Raw genomic sequence first — 14,221 nt, forward strand, 5'->3', positions numbered from 1 at the left:
TCATTGTATTGCTATGTTTAAGCGAAATATTGCGATAGCTGCATGCTTTGTGCGTTTGAGTTTTGAATAGCTTTTTCCATTGCTGTAAATTGGCGCCAATAGCGGTCTTCTACCTGCACAAGACGACTTTCAAATCGACTAATTTGATCATCCATGTCACGTAAATTACGACCGAGCACAAACTGCGTATTCGTCCACGTTGAGCGGCCTGCACGCTGCTCAATTTTAGATACCGTATCCGCAACGGATTCACGAAGTCTGCGGACAATCCCTTTTTCACTTGTCGTTTCGCCATTTTTTGAAAATAAATCCATCACGGACTGCGGATCTTTCTCAAGCGCTTCTTTTAACTTTGTCTCGTTAATAACAAGCTTTCCACGGTCCATATAGTTCGTACTAGTCGTAATTCCAATATCCGTTAGCTGCTTGAATTCACCGGTGATGCCTGAAACAGCTGAATACCAGTTAGAACGCATTTGATTTAGTCCACTTGAAAGAATTGAATCGTTTTTTAACAATCCGCTCTTTGCTTTTTCTTCCCACTGCTCCGCTTGTTTATCTGTTAAGCTTTCACGCTGAGCATCGGTCAAAGGACTGTAATCGCGGTAACGCTCTTCCGTAGTTTTGCCATTGAGTGTAGCGATGAGTTCATTGTACTTCGTCACAAAATCTTTAATCGATTCAACCGCTTTATCTGTGTTGTTGCTAACATTTACGCGCACAGGGGCCGTAAAGTTATCTTGAAGCGTAAAGCTCACGCCGCTGACTGTGAACGTATTGGACTTTCTCGTTGTTTGTAAGCCGTTGATTTCAAACGTTGCGTCAGTTCCGCTTTGTTCATTCGTTTGATCCAACTTTAGCGTCTGCGTTAAAAAAGTACCTTCCAATTTCATTTGTGGACCCGTACCGCTTGCATCTGTTAAACTCCCGGTATCTTTACGCGTGAACATAATTTTATCTGTGCCCGAATCGTAAAATGCAGAAATCCCGACCTTGGAATTGTTAATCGTAGAAATAACGTCATTTAATGACTTCGTACCATCAAACTCGAAGTTCATTTTCCCGTTCTTCTGATCATCTTCAATCGCTTTTCCATTTTCATCATGCGTTGTAATGGCAAATGACACGTAGTTTTGGTCATAATCAAACCCTTGTACCGTGCTATCTTTTGTAAGCTGCGTACCAAACGTCATTTCACCGGTTGCTGGATCGACAAATACCTGGTCTGTTCCTAACCCTGTCGCGTTGTCTGTGCGCACACTATAAGACGTTTCATTTCCGTCTTTATCTTTTACAACAATTTGTCCTGGTAAGGTTGAAGCTTCAATTGCTCCTTTTCCTAACGAAACCTTCGTCGTGTCGCTGGCTACCGTAATCGCGCTTTGATTGATAGTTTTAGTCTGCCACGTTAGCCCACCTGAAAACGCACTTTGCTGAGACCATAAGCTTTTTGATGGATCAATTTTCGTTGTTCCTGAAACTGCCCCGCTAATATTTTTAGCAGCCGTCGCCATCGTTACGTTTGATAACGTATACGACGCGTTACCTGCTGACGTTGTTGCAGTAGCCGTTACTTTCGATTCATCTGCTGAAGATGAGCTTTTCACCATATATGTTGACTGGAGCGTCATGTTAAAAGCCGAATCACGAAATTCCGTTAGCAATCGGTTCATTTCGCGATACTGGTCACGCTGCCATTCTGTTGTTTGCTTTTTTTGCTTTATTTTATCCAGCGGCATACGCTCCGCTTTCATTAAATCACTTACGATTTGGTCAATATCCATTCCACTTGCTAATCCACCAATACGAACCATTCTTTCACCGCCAATTACATTTTTTGATCAACGATTAATCCCGTCAGCCGCTCCATCTCGGCATGCATATCTAAAAGCTTTTCGGGAGGTACCTCTCGAATCACCTCATTCGTATCCGCATTTACAACCTGAGCGAAATACGTATGAGACTTTTCATGAAGTTGAAAACGTACCGAAACAAACGTAGGTGCGAGCTTTTGATTAATCTCTTCCACCGCTTTTTCAAGCTGTGCAATGATTACTTCATTACTGCTTTCCGGCACTTTTGACTCTGTTTCTAGCTGATTTTTTTCTTTTGATTGCTGAACGCTAGCATAGCTTAACGCACTTGAATGAAGCGTTTTAGCTGAAATTGATGTCCCCTCCATCACAGCCACCCCTTAAAAAACACTCTTTTTTATTGTTATCGGAAACATTTATTTATTGTTTATAGGTAGTTCGCAGTACTTTTCCTCTTTAAAAACATGATTTCACATGAGATAAGGCTTGCTTTCTTAACAGGGATGAAGGTCACGAGCGCTACCTTTGTTATCCATTAATCTGTTTTATTTTCCTATTTCTTTAAATCTAGGCCTTTATTGGGGGCTTTTCGTGCTACAATGCTGTTAAAATTCCACATTGCCAAGATCCTCTATAAAGGAGCTACTCAGCCATGAAAAAAACGATCATTCCTTTTCTACTTGCCGGGATGCTCACAGCCTTTACCGTTATTCATACAAACGAAAAAGCAATTAAAGAAACCGACTCGTATTCTACCATTCAAGCAAAAATCGAAACCTATGCAAAAAAAGAAGAACCAAGCTTGTCCATTCAAGAAATACAAAAAGACGAAACCATCAACGGAGAAAAGCGCATCATTTTGTTCACCACAACCGATAAGCAAATTGGCTGTGCCATTCTGCAAAAAAACTACTTGAACCGCTATAAGATTGAATACATCTCTACTCAAGACCCCGCTCAAATCGGAGACAGGCCGGCTTTATCGTCTATTTATGCATAAGCAAGAGTTTGGGATATAACAAACTGACTGCTTCTAAGAGACAAACAATAGCCGCTCCCATCTCTTTGGTTTGCTTGAACACGTTCGTTCCATTGCCCTACGGCCACTCGCTTTCCGCGGGGAGGAACCTGAGCTTCCTCGCTGCGCTGCGGGATCTCCGTTTTCCCTCTCTTTCCCGCAGGAGTCGAGTATCCTACGCTCCATTCCACCCTGTTTCCAAACTCGTTTTTCACAATCAACAAAAAGCCTGAACAACTAAGAGTTGTGAACTCTCAATCGCTCAGGTTTATTATTGGCTGAATTACTTATGTCTCAGCCTCTTTCATAAAAAAAGACCTTCTCACGGGAGAAGGTCAATAAAAAAGGGGATAGGGGAATACCTTGGTACTAGTATGGGCTGAATTCGTATTGTTTATACTCTACATATGAAAATATAAATTTATTTTCTAAGATCAATGTTTCCACCAAGATGAGGCTGAGCAGCATGCTGAATGACTTTTACATCAGCTGAGCTTAAAAGCTCTTGAATGGTTTCACCCTGCTGTTCTGCGTTACCCATCGCCATTTTCATTACGGACAGAGAAGCTTGATGCTGAGTATTAGATTTGCTTAGGGCCATTGAAAGTTTTGCTACGTCCACTGGAATGCTCCTTTCATCATAAAAAAGACTCTAGTATCAATCAGACTTTTGATTACCTAAATTAGCGTCAGTAGTGCCAAATCATTAACACCATGACCTATATCAAAAGTAAAAGAGTTTGGGACATAACAAAATGATGGCTTCTAAAAGACGAACAATAGCTGTTCCCATCTCTTTGATTTGTCTCAACACGTTCGTTCCATTGCGCTGCGGGATCTCAGTTTTCCCTCTCTTTCCCGCAGGAGTCGAGTGTCCTACGCTCCATTCCACCCTGTTTCCAACATTGTTTTCACAATCAACCAAAAAACCTGAACGATTAAAAGTTATGAACTCTCAATCGTTCAGGTATAGTAGAGGCTGAACTACTTATGTCTCAGTCTCTTTTAAATAATCTAAAATTAACGAAGAAGTTGTAGAACTCCTTGTGGTTGTTGGTTCGCTTGCTTTGCGACTGTATCTTTCGATTACAGAATAGACTATATCTTCATCCATGTTTTTCATGGAGCTGGGCACTTCGAACAGCTTTTGCTGCCCTACGAGATTCATAGTCATAGCTTGCACCTTAGACCGTGTTCTCTAGTCGTTGAACCTTCTCCAGAGTTTCCTCACAGGAGCTTGGCTGCTGATTATCCATCGGTTCATCCTCATCATTTTCAGACCTTCACGCTTACCGTTTCCAGTTACGTTGTGGTTGATGAGGCTTTAGGAAGTTCCAGCAATTCACCCAGTTATCCTCTAGCTCGTTACCAAGCTAGACGCCCTTCTAATCATTATCTCAAGAGTTGTAACACACCTTGAGGCAGTTGATTTGATTGAGCCAACATTGCTTGTGATGCTTGTGCTAAGATTGAGTTCTTAGTTTGTTCCATCATTTCTTTCGCCATCGTGCGAACATTTGCTTTCACAAATGACCAGACTATATCTTCACCTTCTAGCAATCTAGTAAGGGTCGGGCACTTCGGATTCACAATGCTGATGGACATTGTTTCACCTACGGATTTCATCATCATAGCATTTGCCTTAGATGGTCTATCCTAGTCGTTGAACCTTCTCCATCCTTTCGGAACAGGAGCTTGGCTGCTGATTTCCCAATCTTTTCTTTTTTCAAACCATCGCGCTTGTCGTTTCCAACTACGTTGTGGTAAGAAAAGCTCTAAGGGTTTTCCAGCAATTCACCCGATGATAATCTCTAGCCGTTACCAGCTAGGACGACTGTGCTTGTTACTGCATTATGCAGCTAAAGCATAATCTACGTCACGAATACGAGATTCCGCAGCAGTTAGGTTTTCAGAAGATGTACTTAGGTTGTTAATGGTATGGTCAAGGCGATTTTGGTTTGCCCCAAGGTTAGAACGTGCTGCAGAAACTTTTGCGATTGCTGCATCTACCAATGCGACATCAGCATCAAAAGAAGTACCATCTGCAGTTATACCATTAACTGTTAACGAAGTAGAATCAAATCCCTCACTAGCTACTCCTGAATCAATTGTTATAGTATGTTGTTGTCCAATATTTGCTCCAATTTGTAAATCAGCAGAATAACTTCCGTCTAGTAATTTTTTACCGTTAAACTCTGTACGGTCAGCAATCCCATCTAATTCACTATTCAGTTGAGTAATTTCATCTTGAATAGCTTTTAGGTCATCAGCTTCAAGTGTACCAGCATTTCCCGCTTGAACAACTAATTCACGCTGACGTTGTAAAATAGCATGTGTTTCATTAAGTGCTCCTTCAGCAGTTTGAATCAAAGAGATACCATCTTGTGCATTTTTAGATGCTTGGTCTAGACCACGAATTTGCCCACGCATTTTTTCAGAAATTGAAAGACCTGCTGCATCATCTCCAGCACGGTTAATACGAAGTCCTGAAGATAATTTCTCCATTGAACTTTGTTGTGCATTGTTTGCATTACCTAACTGACGATAAGTATTCAACGCCGCAATATTATGATTAATTCTCATTTTCATTTCCTCCTTGAATATGTTTTTGCCCACGTCCGTGTGAGCTTGTTTTAACTCCCTGCCAATCGGCCGCCTGGCAGTTTGTCTTTACAAGAATGATATCGTCTTTTTTTTTAGATTGTTTAGCGGTTTCTTTACTTTTTTCAAAAGAAAAACCAAGACGGTTTAGAGTCTTGGTTTGGTGTCATTTATTGTTTGTAAGATGTCCATCATATTGGCTACCGGCTTGGATGCCTGGTGATTTTCTAACTGGATTTCTTCATAGATTTCTTGGCGATGGACTTCGACGTCACGCGGGGCCTTGATGCCGAGCTTGACTTGGTCACCGCTAATAGAGAGAACGGTCACTTCAATGTCTTCACCGATTTTGATTGTTTCGTTCGTTTTACGCGTTAGGACTAGCATGGTCGTTCCCTCCTTAGTTGTTTACGGGCTGAAACAGCGCGTGCTTGGTTTGGTAGGCTTCGTTGTTTAAGATAACCTGCTTGGCTTGATTGTTTTTTGTATTAATAACAATTGGCGCCTGCAGATTTGCCGTAATTTTAGTAACGTCGTCATGCATTGTTAAAATAACGTATACAGCAGCGTCACTTCCGCTTTCCAGCTGAAGCTGCTTGACTGTTGTCTCATCTAATTTAAAGTCATAATCTGGGAAGAATTGAAACGGCTCGGTCATCACGAACGCAACTTCCTGCGTGTTCGTAGACTGTAACACGTGGAACATATCAGCGTTTGGAAGTGGCAAGACCACAAATTGCGTTTCGTGTGGAAACCCAGGAAGACCTTTTTCAAATGTTAATGAGGGTTGTTCAATTTGAACATCACCGTGATAAGCTGTTTTAAGCATGAGCTACACCTCTTGTTTAATTGTTGAGATTGATAGTGTTTCAGGTACATAGTTTATTTTGACACTAAACGGACTTGGAATAAAGGTTATGTTGCTTGGATAGATGGGCTTTTCGCTGTTGCGCTTGGCTTGATTAGCGAGTGGGTTACCACCTTGTTCAATTTTCATTAACTCTTTTCCTTCTTGGACTGCTTTTGTGATAGATTCCATCACCGCTTGTTTACCTTCATTCGCTTCTTCGTCCATGCTTTTTAAAATTGATTGTAGGTTCATTTCTTCCCATGCCTTAGTTTGATCAATGGTAAGCCGCGACGGTGTCTTTTCGACAATGACCTGGATTTTTTCTGTCGAAACGTCGACTGGCTGCGGCTGAATGATGGGTGGCATGGCGTAAGAGGCCTGTATGGCACTAACTTGCATCAGTATTCCTCCTAAAAAAACCCCTTCAAAGAAGGAGTTTTGGTTTAGCGTAAAAAGTCAAGAAGCGTTGGCTGAATTAGTTTGGCACCAACCGATAAGGAAGCACGGTGCACGCTTTCTTGAATGGTTAAGTCCGTAATAACTTTCTCAATATCAGCATCTTCGTTATCTGAAATCATGCGGCTAGCAGTAATTTCTTGAGAAGCAATGCGATTTTCAATGAGCTCCAGGCGATTGTTTCTCGCACCGAGCTCTGAGCGCTCTGCTGATAGAGTTGATAAATAGTCATCAACTTGTGTTGATAATTGTTGAAGCGATTCAACATCGTTGTTTTCAAAACCCGCTTGAATACTATCGATGAAATCAAACGATTCTTGCGAAAAGATACGGTCAGCATTAATATTGACGCGTAGGCTGACGCCTTTTGATACTTCAACTGAAAACGGATCGGCATTAATTTCGGACGCAATCGAGCCATCCGCATTTTGAGTAACGGGCGCGTTTCCTACGTTCACGCCGTTAAAGATATATCTTCCCGCTACTTGCGTATTGGCTACCTGCATAAAATCAAGCTTCAGCTGTTCAATTTCACGGGCAATTGCTTGGCGATCTTGTCCGTCGTTTGTGCCGTTTGTTCCTTGAACCATAAGCTCTTTGGCACGTTGAAAAATGGAGTTAACCTGTTCGATCCCTGCTTCAGAGTTATCAAACCACGAATAGGCCTCGGTTAAGTTTCGCTTGTATTGATCAATTTCAGATAGGTTAGACCTGTATGCCATCCCCTTTGTAGCGATAACGGGGTCATCCGATGGACGCGTAATTTTTTTACCCGTTGATAGCTGATTTTGCAAGGTTTGGAGCTGAGTATAGCTACTGTTAATATGTCGTAATGAGTTGGCCGCTAGCATGCTTTGTGTAATTCGCATCGTTATCTACCACCCGTTCCTAATCCGTTAATAATGCGATCTAACATCTCATCAATCATTGTCACCATGCGGGCACTTGCATTATAAGCGTGCTGGAATTGAATCATATTGCTCATTTCTTCATCGATTGAAACGGAGCTCGTCGATTGTTTTCGTTGCTCCACGGCTTGTTGAAGCGTTTCTGAGTTTCCTTTTAAGCGGTTTGCCTGCTGGCCGTTAACCGCCATTTGGCCAATAAGAGACTGGTAATATTCTTTCATGGATACAGTTTGATCGTCAGTAAGCTGAATAAGAACGCTATCACGGAAGTTAGCGAGCGCTAGCGCATTGCTTCCATCTCCTTTACGATCTCCTTCTATTTGTGACTGAGAAGCAGCAGCTATGTTGTTGGTACTTTGAATAATTTCATTTGATAGCGTAATGCTTTTCGCAGCGCCTTTTCCCTCCGTAATTGGATTAAAGAAAGATACACCCGTTTGGCCATCTAACGTTACGCCTTGTTCGTGCTGGCCGTTAAACCAATTCACAAACTCAAAGGCCATTTTATCAAGAGACGCTAGCATGTCAGAATATACACCTTTTGTTTGGCCATTTTCGTCTACGTAACCTGCTGATTCAATCAATCCTTTAAGCTTACCTTGTGAAAGGTTGGCTGGCGAAAGCGTTTGGCCACCTACACGAACATCCGTTACGCTTCCGTCCGTATCGTTTATCGTAAACGCTGCAGCTTGACGAGTTTGGCCATTTACTAACGTAACAGGACCGTTTGCGGTTTGCATCGTAACCGTCACGGTTCCTTCAGCTACGGGCAGGCTGTTACCGCTTGTTTGATCATACTGTACGTCAAATTCTACAAACTGTGAAAGTTCGTCTAGTAAGCGGTCACGCTCATCATATAAATCATTTGGCAAATAGCCGTGCACTTCAATATCATTAATTTGTTTATTAACGTTATTGATTTGCTCAAGAACCGAGTTCATTTGCTTGACGGTTACATCAATTTCAGATTGTAAATCACCTTGAATGACTTCGAGCGATGTGGATAGATACGTAAATGTATCGGCAATCGCATTTGCTCTCTCACGTGCAACAGAGCGAGCACCGGCATTTGATGGATTTGCAGCAACGTCTTGAAGTGCTTCGAAAAATTGATCAAATGTTGCTGACAATCCGTCTTCAGATGGCTCATTTAGAATCTCTTCCATTTTGTCAATGGCTGCCGATTTGGCATTCCAATAGCCTACCTTAACTGTTTCTCCTCTGTACTGTACATCAAGGAACTGATCGCGCACACGCTCAATCGTTTTGGCATCCACTCCCGTACCAAGTTGACCCGTCACTCCTGGACGGTTCATTCCCGGTGTTGGGTAAGGCGTACTCGCTTCAAACGTAACGCGCTGACGAGTATAGCCCGGCGTGTTAGCATTGGCGATATTTTGCCCCACTGTGTATAGTGCTGACTGCTGCGCATCCATGCCTCGCTTTGCAACCTGCAGCCCATGAAAAGTTGAAATCATTACATTCTCTCCTTCATTCTCTACGCTTTTGACTGAAAGGTAGATGCTTGTGTAAGTGATGGTACATCGTTTTCTGCTTTTGTATAATTATATGAATCTGCTTGTTGAGATGAGGTTAATAAGTCAAGCTCAAGATTAATGAGCTGCAGAGATTGTGTTAGCAGTTGTTGATTTAACTCATTTTTCCTCTGAATGCTTTCAATAAGTTCAATGAGCTGGCTTTGAAGTGGTTGAAGGGTAATGGCCTGTTCAATCTGTGCGATATTTTCCATGAGCAACATGCGCTGTTTTTCCAAAGCTTCTATCGCCGCAACGTGCGTCTGCTCATCTTTAAGCACATGGGTTAACTCTTTGATATTTTGGCTGATGATAATTGCCTTTTTCTTGTCTGTTAAAGCTAATAAGCTCTTATGCAATGCGATTTGCTTCGTTAAAATTTCAGTCAGTTTCCCGCTATTCAATTTTTGTCATTCCCTTTATTTTTTATAAAAGTTGATAAGCCCTTTCGCCACTTCTTCTGCGTTAACTTTATATGCCCCATTTTCAATCTGCTGCTTTAACTGTTCAATCTTTGCTGAGCGCTCTGTGGCATTTGTACTCATTTGCTGAAGCTCTTTCGCTTCTTTTGAAATTTGCACATCATCTCGTTTTCCTGTTTGCTGAGCTTTTTCCATTTTTTCAGCTGCCTTTTGATATGGATTTATTCTGCTAGAATGAGTTGAATTTATCTTCATCTTTGGTCACCTCTTTAAAGTTTGTATCCGCTATCTATCTACTCATTATATCGGAGCTTTGAATTAAACATTTAGCAACTCGCTCAAAGTTGAGACTAAATGCACAAACACGCTAAAAAGCTTCAAAATAAGTACGATTTTGTACCCAAACTAAAAAGGTCTTAAGAACCATTACCTTCACCAAAAAAGATAACCAGTTCTTTATATCTAGATTATTTATCTTTCAAACGATAAGTTGATAATCGATCCTGTCGTTCATTTTGACGTTTTGTTTCTATTTCGTGCTTTGCTAGGTCATTTTTCAACTGCTGAGCGCAATTATGACAAAGCTTTCCCTCTCTAATACTTTGACCACATTCTAGGCAAGGGTAGCCTAGGTTTGGAAATTTAGCTATCAGCAACCTTCCCTGCTGAATGAACTGCTGAATGCACAGGTCGGGTACGTTCGTTTTTTTAACGACTTCATACATGGTTGCAGTTCGGTTTTCTCGCTTTCGTAAAAAGGTAACCACGCGCTCATACTGGTCTTCTTCCTCCTGATAACAACTCGGGCAAATGTTGCGCGCTCCGCTTTGAACAAATAAGCTTCCACAACGTAAACAATTCGTTAACATACTCCTTTTCCCTTTCTTTCCTCATTTCCTTTTGTATCGGCTGACTCGCTTACTTTTTCAACGGTAAATTGTAAAAGAATAGATTGCTGCTGCCACATCTTTTAGACAAAGCGCTGCTTCGTGTAGCGTAACACCTGTTGTGTACAAATCATCGATTAAAATGACGTTTCTGTTTGTAACCAGCTCTGGATCCACAAGCTCGAACACCCTATGGTTTTGTAGCCTTTCTTCTCTCGTTTTCTTCGCTTGTTTCTCAGTATGTCTACGAGTAAGAGGATGAACCACTTCTGCAGGAAGTAAAGATGCCAATGCTTCCGCTTGATTAAACCCACGCTCATACATTCGCTCGTCGCTTAAAGGAATCGGAACCAGTACGGGATTTTCCGGACTATACAGCTTATAAAGCCGAGCGAAATCGACCGTAAATGCTTTATGAAGTTCGTAATCGCCTCTATATTTAAACAACGCCATTAGCTCTTTTGAAAAGTTATTATATTTATATAATGAATAATTCCGAATCAACGGTGATTTCTTCTTCTTCCATTGGACGCAGTCAATGCAATATTCATCTTCATAATAAGATGTAGAAAGTTCCCGAAGCATTCTTCCACAGCGTTTACAAAGTGGGACAGAAAGCTCTTTAAAAGATGATTGACACGTTTCACACAGCATCTTTTTTTGATGTGGAGAAATAAGAGATGAGAAGCTATGAGCAGATTGAATTGACTCATGACATAGCAGACACCATGTCATGTTTCGATCAGACCTTGTTCTTTTGCCATATCATTCATATCAACCATATGCTTTTTGGCTTTTTTCATTTCGACCGTTTGTCCATAGTGAAAAAAGACCACATCTCCCGTTGGAAAGTTTGCGCTTCTACCCACTCGGCCTGAAATTTGAACGAGCGCGCTTTCAGTGAAAATTTCATCTTCAGCACCTACTACAGCGACATCAATATTGGGGACAGTCACCCCTCGTTCTAAAATCGTTGTCGTAACCAAAATGATATACTGCTGCTCACGAAATGCTTTTACCTTTTCTTTTCGCTCCTTATCTTCTGCGTGCACCCCAGCCACCCTTGGCGTTAGCTGTTGGATGAGCTCTACAACGGGCTGAACCCATTTAACTTTTGGTACAAACACAAAGCACTGCTTATCATCGCAAACTCGTTGCTTAATCCAGTTCAGTACGGTAAAAGGCAACTTCTTTTTAACAAGCTTCTTTTGCCAGTTGCCACACCATACAAAACGAGGTATCGGAATGGGATAGCGGTGATAGCGAGCCGGTATTTTGACAGCTGCTAGCTTATTTTCTTTAACCTGTTGCTTAAGATTTTCACTGGGAGTTGCTGTTAAGTAAATAAGGGTTGATTCTGCTTTACGAGCTTTGTGGGCAGCATATTGCAACATTGGTTCTGCTGAATAAGGAAATGCGTCTACTTCGTCAATGATCATGACGTCAAATGCTTCATAGTAACGCAAAAGCTGATGCGTGGTTGTGAGGATCAGAGAAGAATGCTTCCCTTTATCAGCACTTCCGCCGTAAAGAGCCACTACTTCCAACTCTTGAAACGCTTGTTGAAGCCTTGGATGAAGCTCCAGGACTACGTCCGTTCTCGGCGTGGCGACGCATACCGATTTACCCAAAGCAAGCGCTTTTGAAATACCTTCAAAGAGAACTTCCGTTTTTCCAGCTCCACAAACGGCCCACACGAGCAGCTCTTGCTTTGAATGTACGGCTTCTACCATTTGGCTAGAAGCCGTTTGCTGAGCAGGAGAGAGCTTTCCTTTCCACGTAAGAGTTGGTGAAGAAACCTCACGTAAAGGAGGCCCTTTCCACGCGATAAGAGGCGTACATTCCGATACCCGCCCCATCCCAATGCAGGCACGGCAATACGTACATGTGCTGTAACAGCGACCACAGTGAAACGAAGCAAATAAGTGCTGCTGCTGATTTCCACAGCGCATGCAGGTCATCACGTCTTTTTTCACAATTGACTTTTGATAGTGGATATAGCCTTGTTCGTAATGCTCATGAAGAGTAGAAAAAGAAAATGAAGCTAGTTCATCAGGGAGTAGTTGCTTGCCAACGAGGAATTGCTGGAGGCTTGCATTAAATGAAAATGTAGGGTTAACAGCGGGTGTATGCCATTTAGGAAGCCGTGAAATGGCCTGCGCTTCCTGTGAACCATTCGGTACTAACTGATTGTCATGTAGGATAAATCGCAAAAACATCGCTCCTTTCATCCTAACTAGTACGAGATGAACTGACTAAATTCCTGCAATAAAAAAACCAAACTAACAAAAAGTTAGTTTGGCTTTATTCTTTATACCAACCAACACCGATGGCACCTTCTCCAAGATGGGTACCAATAACAGGTCCAAAATATGAAAGACTCCACTCAATGTGAGGGTACTTTTCTTGCAGTTCTGCTTTAAATTCTGCTGCTTCTGAAGGACGATTCGCATGAATCACTACACCTTTCATTGGCGCAAGCTCACGTGCATCCTCATCCAGTAGCTCTACGATACGTTTTAACGCGCGCTTTCTCGTACGAATTTTTTCATAAGGAACAATTTTCTTGTCAACAAAGTGAAGCAGTGGCTTAACTTGCAACAAACTTCCAATAATCGCTTGAGCTGCATTTAAGCGCCCTCCACGCTGCAAATGTGACAAATCGTCTGCCATAAAGTAAGCGCGTATAGACGTTTTCATTTCATCAAAACGATTCACAATCTCTGCTGGCGTACGACCAGCTTCCGCCATTTTAGCTCCTTCAAGAACATAAAAGCCTTGCACCATGCAGCTAATTTCAGAATCATATACTTGTACGTCAAAACCTGAAACCATTTCGCTTGCTGAAAGTGCCCCTTGATAGGTTCCGCTAATCCCACTTGAGAGCGTCACAACGACCGCTGACTCATAACCATCACGCTGTAGCTGCTCATACAGTTCAACAAACTCACCAATTGGAGGCTGAGAGGTTGTTGGCAATGTTTTGGCATCTTTAATTTTATGAAAATATTCTTCCGCCGTTACGTCTATTTCTTCACGATAAGTTTCATTACCAAAAATAACGCTAAGCGGTACCATATGTATGTCATGTTGAGCGCGCACTTCTTCTGATATATACGCTGTACTATCAGTAATAATTGCCGTTTTCATTTGAAAGGGTCCATCCTTTTTTATTATTTAAAAATAAGTTCACTCTATTTTACAACATTTCAATTTAAAATGCATGTTTACAAAAACAAAGAAAGCCCTTTTAACCTTCCCTCTTTTCACGTATAGATGTTGACCAATAAACCTTGGATTTCACCTACTCTTGCTAAGAGCTGAAGCTCATTCGTTGATTTATTTAGCACGTCGTTTGTTAGATCAACAAGCTTACGATCGACTTCTTTTACAAGCTTATATACCTTTGTCGTTCCTCTTCTGTTAAAGCCTCTCTGTTCATGCAGTTCAAAGCCATTTTTAACTGCATCATCCATAAACTCTTTCACCAGGGCTTTGTACTTTCGAAGCACATCAACCGTCTGATTCTTGGCTAGATGACGACCTTGTTCATCGATTTTTGTCACCAGTTGTGATAAACGCTCATGGGTGAGGTCACGCTGCTTTTTAGCCATAACGTCCGTGAACGTAATTGATTCTTGAACCTCTTTCGCTTTAGAAACGTTTGGTTGATTTGTCAGTCCGTTAATTCGCTGAACATCCATTTCTATTCCTCTTTCATTTTTACTTG

19 protein-coding genes are annotated in these 14,221 nt (G+C 41.7%); 1 reads left to right on the plus strand and 18 read right to left on the minus strand.

Annotation, left to right across the window (positions count from 1 at the left end):
* Positions 1-17: 17 nt before the first annotated feature.
* Both fliD and LZP85_RS18200 read right to left on the minus strand, forming a co-directional pair.
* The gene (gene fliD / locus LZP85_RS18195; protein WP_206782919.1) at positions 18-1,814 is read right to left on the minus strand and encodes a flagellar filament capping protein FliD; all 1,797 of its coding nucleotides are present in this window, start codon (positions 1,812-1,814) and stop codon (positions 18-20) included.
* A gap of 14 nt (positions 1,815-1,828) precedes the next feature.
* Complete coding sequence (locus LZP85_RS18200) at positions 1,829-2,182, minus strand: flagellar protein FlaG (protein WP_206782918.1); 354 nt, start codon at positions 2,180-2,182, stop codon at positions 1,829-1,831.
* 284 nt (positions 2,183-2,466) lie between these two features.
* Between LZP85_RS18200 and LZP85_RS18205 the strand changes: the two genes are divergently transcribed.
* Positions 2,467-2,814, plus strand: coding sequence for a hypothetical protein (locus LZP85_RS18205; protein WP_206782917.1), 348 nt, complete (start codon positions 2,467-2,469; stop codon positions 2,812-2,814).
* Between the two features lie 439 nt (positions 2,815-3,253).
* Here LZP85_RS18205 and LZP85_RS18210 read toward each other — a convergent pair whose 3' ends face one another.
* The 16 genes from LZP85_RS18210 to LZP85_RS18285 form a co-directional block, all read right to left on the minus strand.
* Complete coding sequence (locus LZP85_RS18210; RefSeq protein ID WP_167556098.1) at positions 3,254-3,454, minus strand: YjfB family protein; 201 nt, start codon at positions 3,452-3,454, stop codon at positions 3,254-3,256.
* Positions 3,455-3,820: 366 nt separating this feature from the next.
* Positions 3,821-4,006 carry a hypothetical protein gene (locus tag LZP85_RS18215; protein ID WP_234561839.1) on the minus strand — a complete coding sequence of 62 codons (186 nt, stop codon included), beginning with the start codon at positions 4,004-4,006 and terminating at the stop codon, positions 3,821-3,823.
* Between the two features lie 218 nt (positions 4,007-4,224).
* Complete coding sequence (locus LZP85_RS20835; protein WP_326490222.1) at positions 4,225-4,437, minus strand: flagellin; 213 nt, start codon at positions 4,435-4,437, stop codon at positions 4,225-4,227.
* A gap of 246 nt (positions 4,438-4,683) precedes the next feature.
* Positions 4,684-5,415 (minus strand): flagellin N-terminal helical domain-containing protein, encoded by a 732-nt coding sequence (locus LZP85_RS18225; protein WP_277627762.1) that lies wholly within the window; start codon positions 5,413-5,415, stop codon positions 4,684-4,686.
* 165 nt (positions 5,416-5,580) lie between these two features.
* Positions 5,581-5,820, minus strand: coding sequence for a carbon storage regulator CsrA (gene csrA, locus LZP85_RS18230; protein ID WP_234561841.1), 240 nt, complete (start codon positions 5,818-5,820; stop codon positions 5,581-5,583).
* A 13-nt stretch (positions 5,821-5,833) separates the two neighbouring features.
* Complete coding sequence (fliW, locus tag LZP85_RS18235) at positions 5,834-6,262, minus strand: flagellar assembly protein FliW (protein ID WP_100346606.1); 429 nt, start codon at positions 6,260-6,262, stop codon at positions 5,834-5,836.
* A gap of 3 nt (positions 6,263-6,265) precedes the next feature.
* Entirely contained in the window at positions 6,266-6,682 is a 417-nt protein-coding gene (locus LZP85_RS18240) for a DUF6470 family protein (protein WP_119542655.1), read from the minus strand.
* Between the two features lie 44 nt (positions 6,683-6,726).
* Entirely contained in the window at positions 6,727-7,608 is an 882-nt protein-coding gene (gene flgL, locus LZP85_RS18245; protein ID WP_119542654.1) for a flagellar hook-associated protein FlgL, read from the minus strand.
* 2 nt (positions 7,609-7,610) lie between these two features.
* On the minus strand, positions 7,611-9,125 hold the full coding sequence (flgK, locus tag LZP85_RS18250) for a flagellar hook-associated protein FlgK (protein ID WP_206833363.1): 1,515 nt from the start codon (positions 9,123-9,125) through the stop codon (positions 7,611-7,613).
* 20 nt (positions 9,126-9,145) lie between these two features.
* A complete protein-coding gene (locus LZP85_RS18255; protein WP_025909627.1) occupies positions 9,146-9,586 on the minus strand; it encodes a flagellar protein FlgN in 441 nt (146 codons plus the stop codon).
* Positions 9,587-9,601: 15 nt separating this feature from the next.
* Positions 9,602-9,859: a flagellar biosynthesis anti-sigma factor FlgM gene (flgM, locus tag LZP85_RS18260; RefSeq protein WP_025909626.1), complete on the minus strand. Its 258-nt coding sequence runs from the start codon at positions 9,857-9,859 to the stop codon at positions 9,602-9,604.
* Between the two features lie 212 nt (positions 9,860-10,071).
* Positions 10,072-10,473 (minus strand): TIGR03826 family flagellar region protein, encoded by a 402-nt coding sequence (locus LZP85_RS18265; RefSeq protein ID WP_234561843.1) that lies wholly within the window; start codon positions 10,471-10,473, stop codon positions 10,072-10,074.
* Positions 10,474-10,530: 57 nt separating this feature from the next.
* Complete coding sequence (locus tag LZP85_RS18270) at positions 10,531-11,226, minus strand: ComFC family protein (protein ID WP_234561845.1); 696 nt, start codon at positions 11,224-11,226, stop codon at positions 10,531-10,533.
* On the minus strand, positions 11,223-12,710 hold the full coding sequence (locus tag LZP85_RS18275; protein ID WP_277627763.1) for an ATP-dependent helicase ComFA: 1,488 nt from the start codon (positions 12,708-12,710) through the stop codon (positions 11,223-11,225). Before LZP85_RS18275 ends, LZP85_RS18270 begins: the two co-directional genes overlap by 4 nt.
* Before the next feature lie 85 nt (positions 12,711-12,795).
* Complete coding sequence (locus LZP85_RS18280; protein ID WP_062686858.1) at positions 12,796-13,641, minus strand: DegV family protein; 846 nt, start codon at positions 13,639-13,641, stop codon at positions 12,796-12,798.
* A gap of 116 nt (positions 13,642-13,757) precedes the next feature.
* A complete protein-coding gene (locus LZP85_RS18285) occupies positions 13,758-14,195 on the minus strand; it encodes a YaaR family protein (protein ID WP_061786279.1) in 438 nt (145 codons plus the stop codon).
* Positions 14,196-14,221 lie beyond the last annotated feature (26 nt).

Origin of the sequence: Priestia flexa, assembly GCF_021441905.1 — a bacterium.
Lineage (GTDB): Bacteria > Bacillota > Bacilli > Bacillales > Bacillaceae_H > Priestia > Priestia flexa.

Bases quoted from the DNA above. Each gene is read 5' to 3' on its own strand.
- fliD (WP_206782919.1), bottom strand. From the start codon at position 1,814: ATGGTTCGTATTGGTGGATTAGCAAGTGGAATGGATATTGACCAAATC.
- LZP85_RS18200 (WP_206782918.1), bottom strand. From the start codon at position 2,182: ATGGAGGGGACATCAATTTCAGCTAAAACGCTTCATTCAAGTGCGTTA.
- LZP85_RS18205 (WP_206782917.1), top strand. From the start codon at position 2,467: ATGAAAAAAACGATCATTCCTTTTCTACTTGCCGGGATGCTCACAGCC.
- LZP85_RS18215 (WP_234561839.1), bottom strand. From the start codon at position 4,006: ATGACTATGAATCTCGTAGGGCAGCAAAAGCTGTTCGAAGTGCCCAGC.
- LZP85_RS20835 (WP_326490222.1), bottom strand. From the start codon at position 4,437: ATGTCCATCAGCATTGTGAATCCGAAGTGCCCGACCCTTACTAGATTG.
- LZP85_RS18225 (WP_277627762.1), bottom strand. From the start codon at position 5,415: ATGAGAATTAATCATAATATTGCGGCGTTGAATACTTATCGTCAGTTA.
- csrA (WP_234561841.1), bottom strand. From the start codon at position 5,820: ATGCTAGTCCTAACGCGTAAAACGAACGAAACAATCAAAATCGGTGAA.
- fliW (WP_100346606.1), bottom strand. From the start codon at position 6,262: ATGCTTAAAACAGCTTATCACGGTGATGTTCAAATTGAACAACCCTCA.
- LZP85_RS18240 (WP_119542655.1), bottom strand. From the start codon at position 6,682: ATGCAAGTTAGTGCCATACAGGCCTCTTACGCCATGCCACCCATCATT.
- flgL (WP_119542654.1), bottom strand. From the start codon at position 7,608: ATGCGAATTACACAAAGCATGCTAGCGGCCAACTCATTACGACATATT.
- flgK (WP_206833363.1), bottom strand. From the start codon at position 9,125: ATGATTTCAACTTTTCATGGGCTGCAGGTTGCAAAGCGAGGCATGGAT.
- flgM (WP_025909626.1), bottom strand. From the start codon at position 9,859: ATGAAGATAAATTCAACTCATTCTAGCAGAATAAATCCATATCAAAAG.
- LZP85_RS18265 (WP_234561843.1), bottom strand. From the start codon at position 10,473: ATGTTAACGAATTGTTTACGTTGTGGAAGCTTATTTGTTCAAAGCGGA.
- LZP85_RS18270 (WP_234561845.1), bottom strand. From the start codon at position 11,226: ATGACATGGTGTCTGCTATGTCATGAGTCAATTCAATCTGCTCATAGC.
- LZP85_RS18275 (WP_277627763.1), bottom strand. From the start codon at position 12,710: ATGTTTTTGCGATTTATCCTACATGACAATCAGTTAGTACCGAATGGT.
- LZP85_RS18280 (WP_062686858.1), bottom strand. From the start codon at position 13,641: ATGAAAACGGCAATTATTACTGATAGTACAGCGTATATATCAGAAGAA.
- LZP85_RS18285 (WP_061786279.1), bottom strand. From the start codon at position 14,195: ATGGATGTTCAGCGAATTAACGGACTGACAAATCAACCAAACGTTTCT.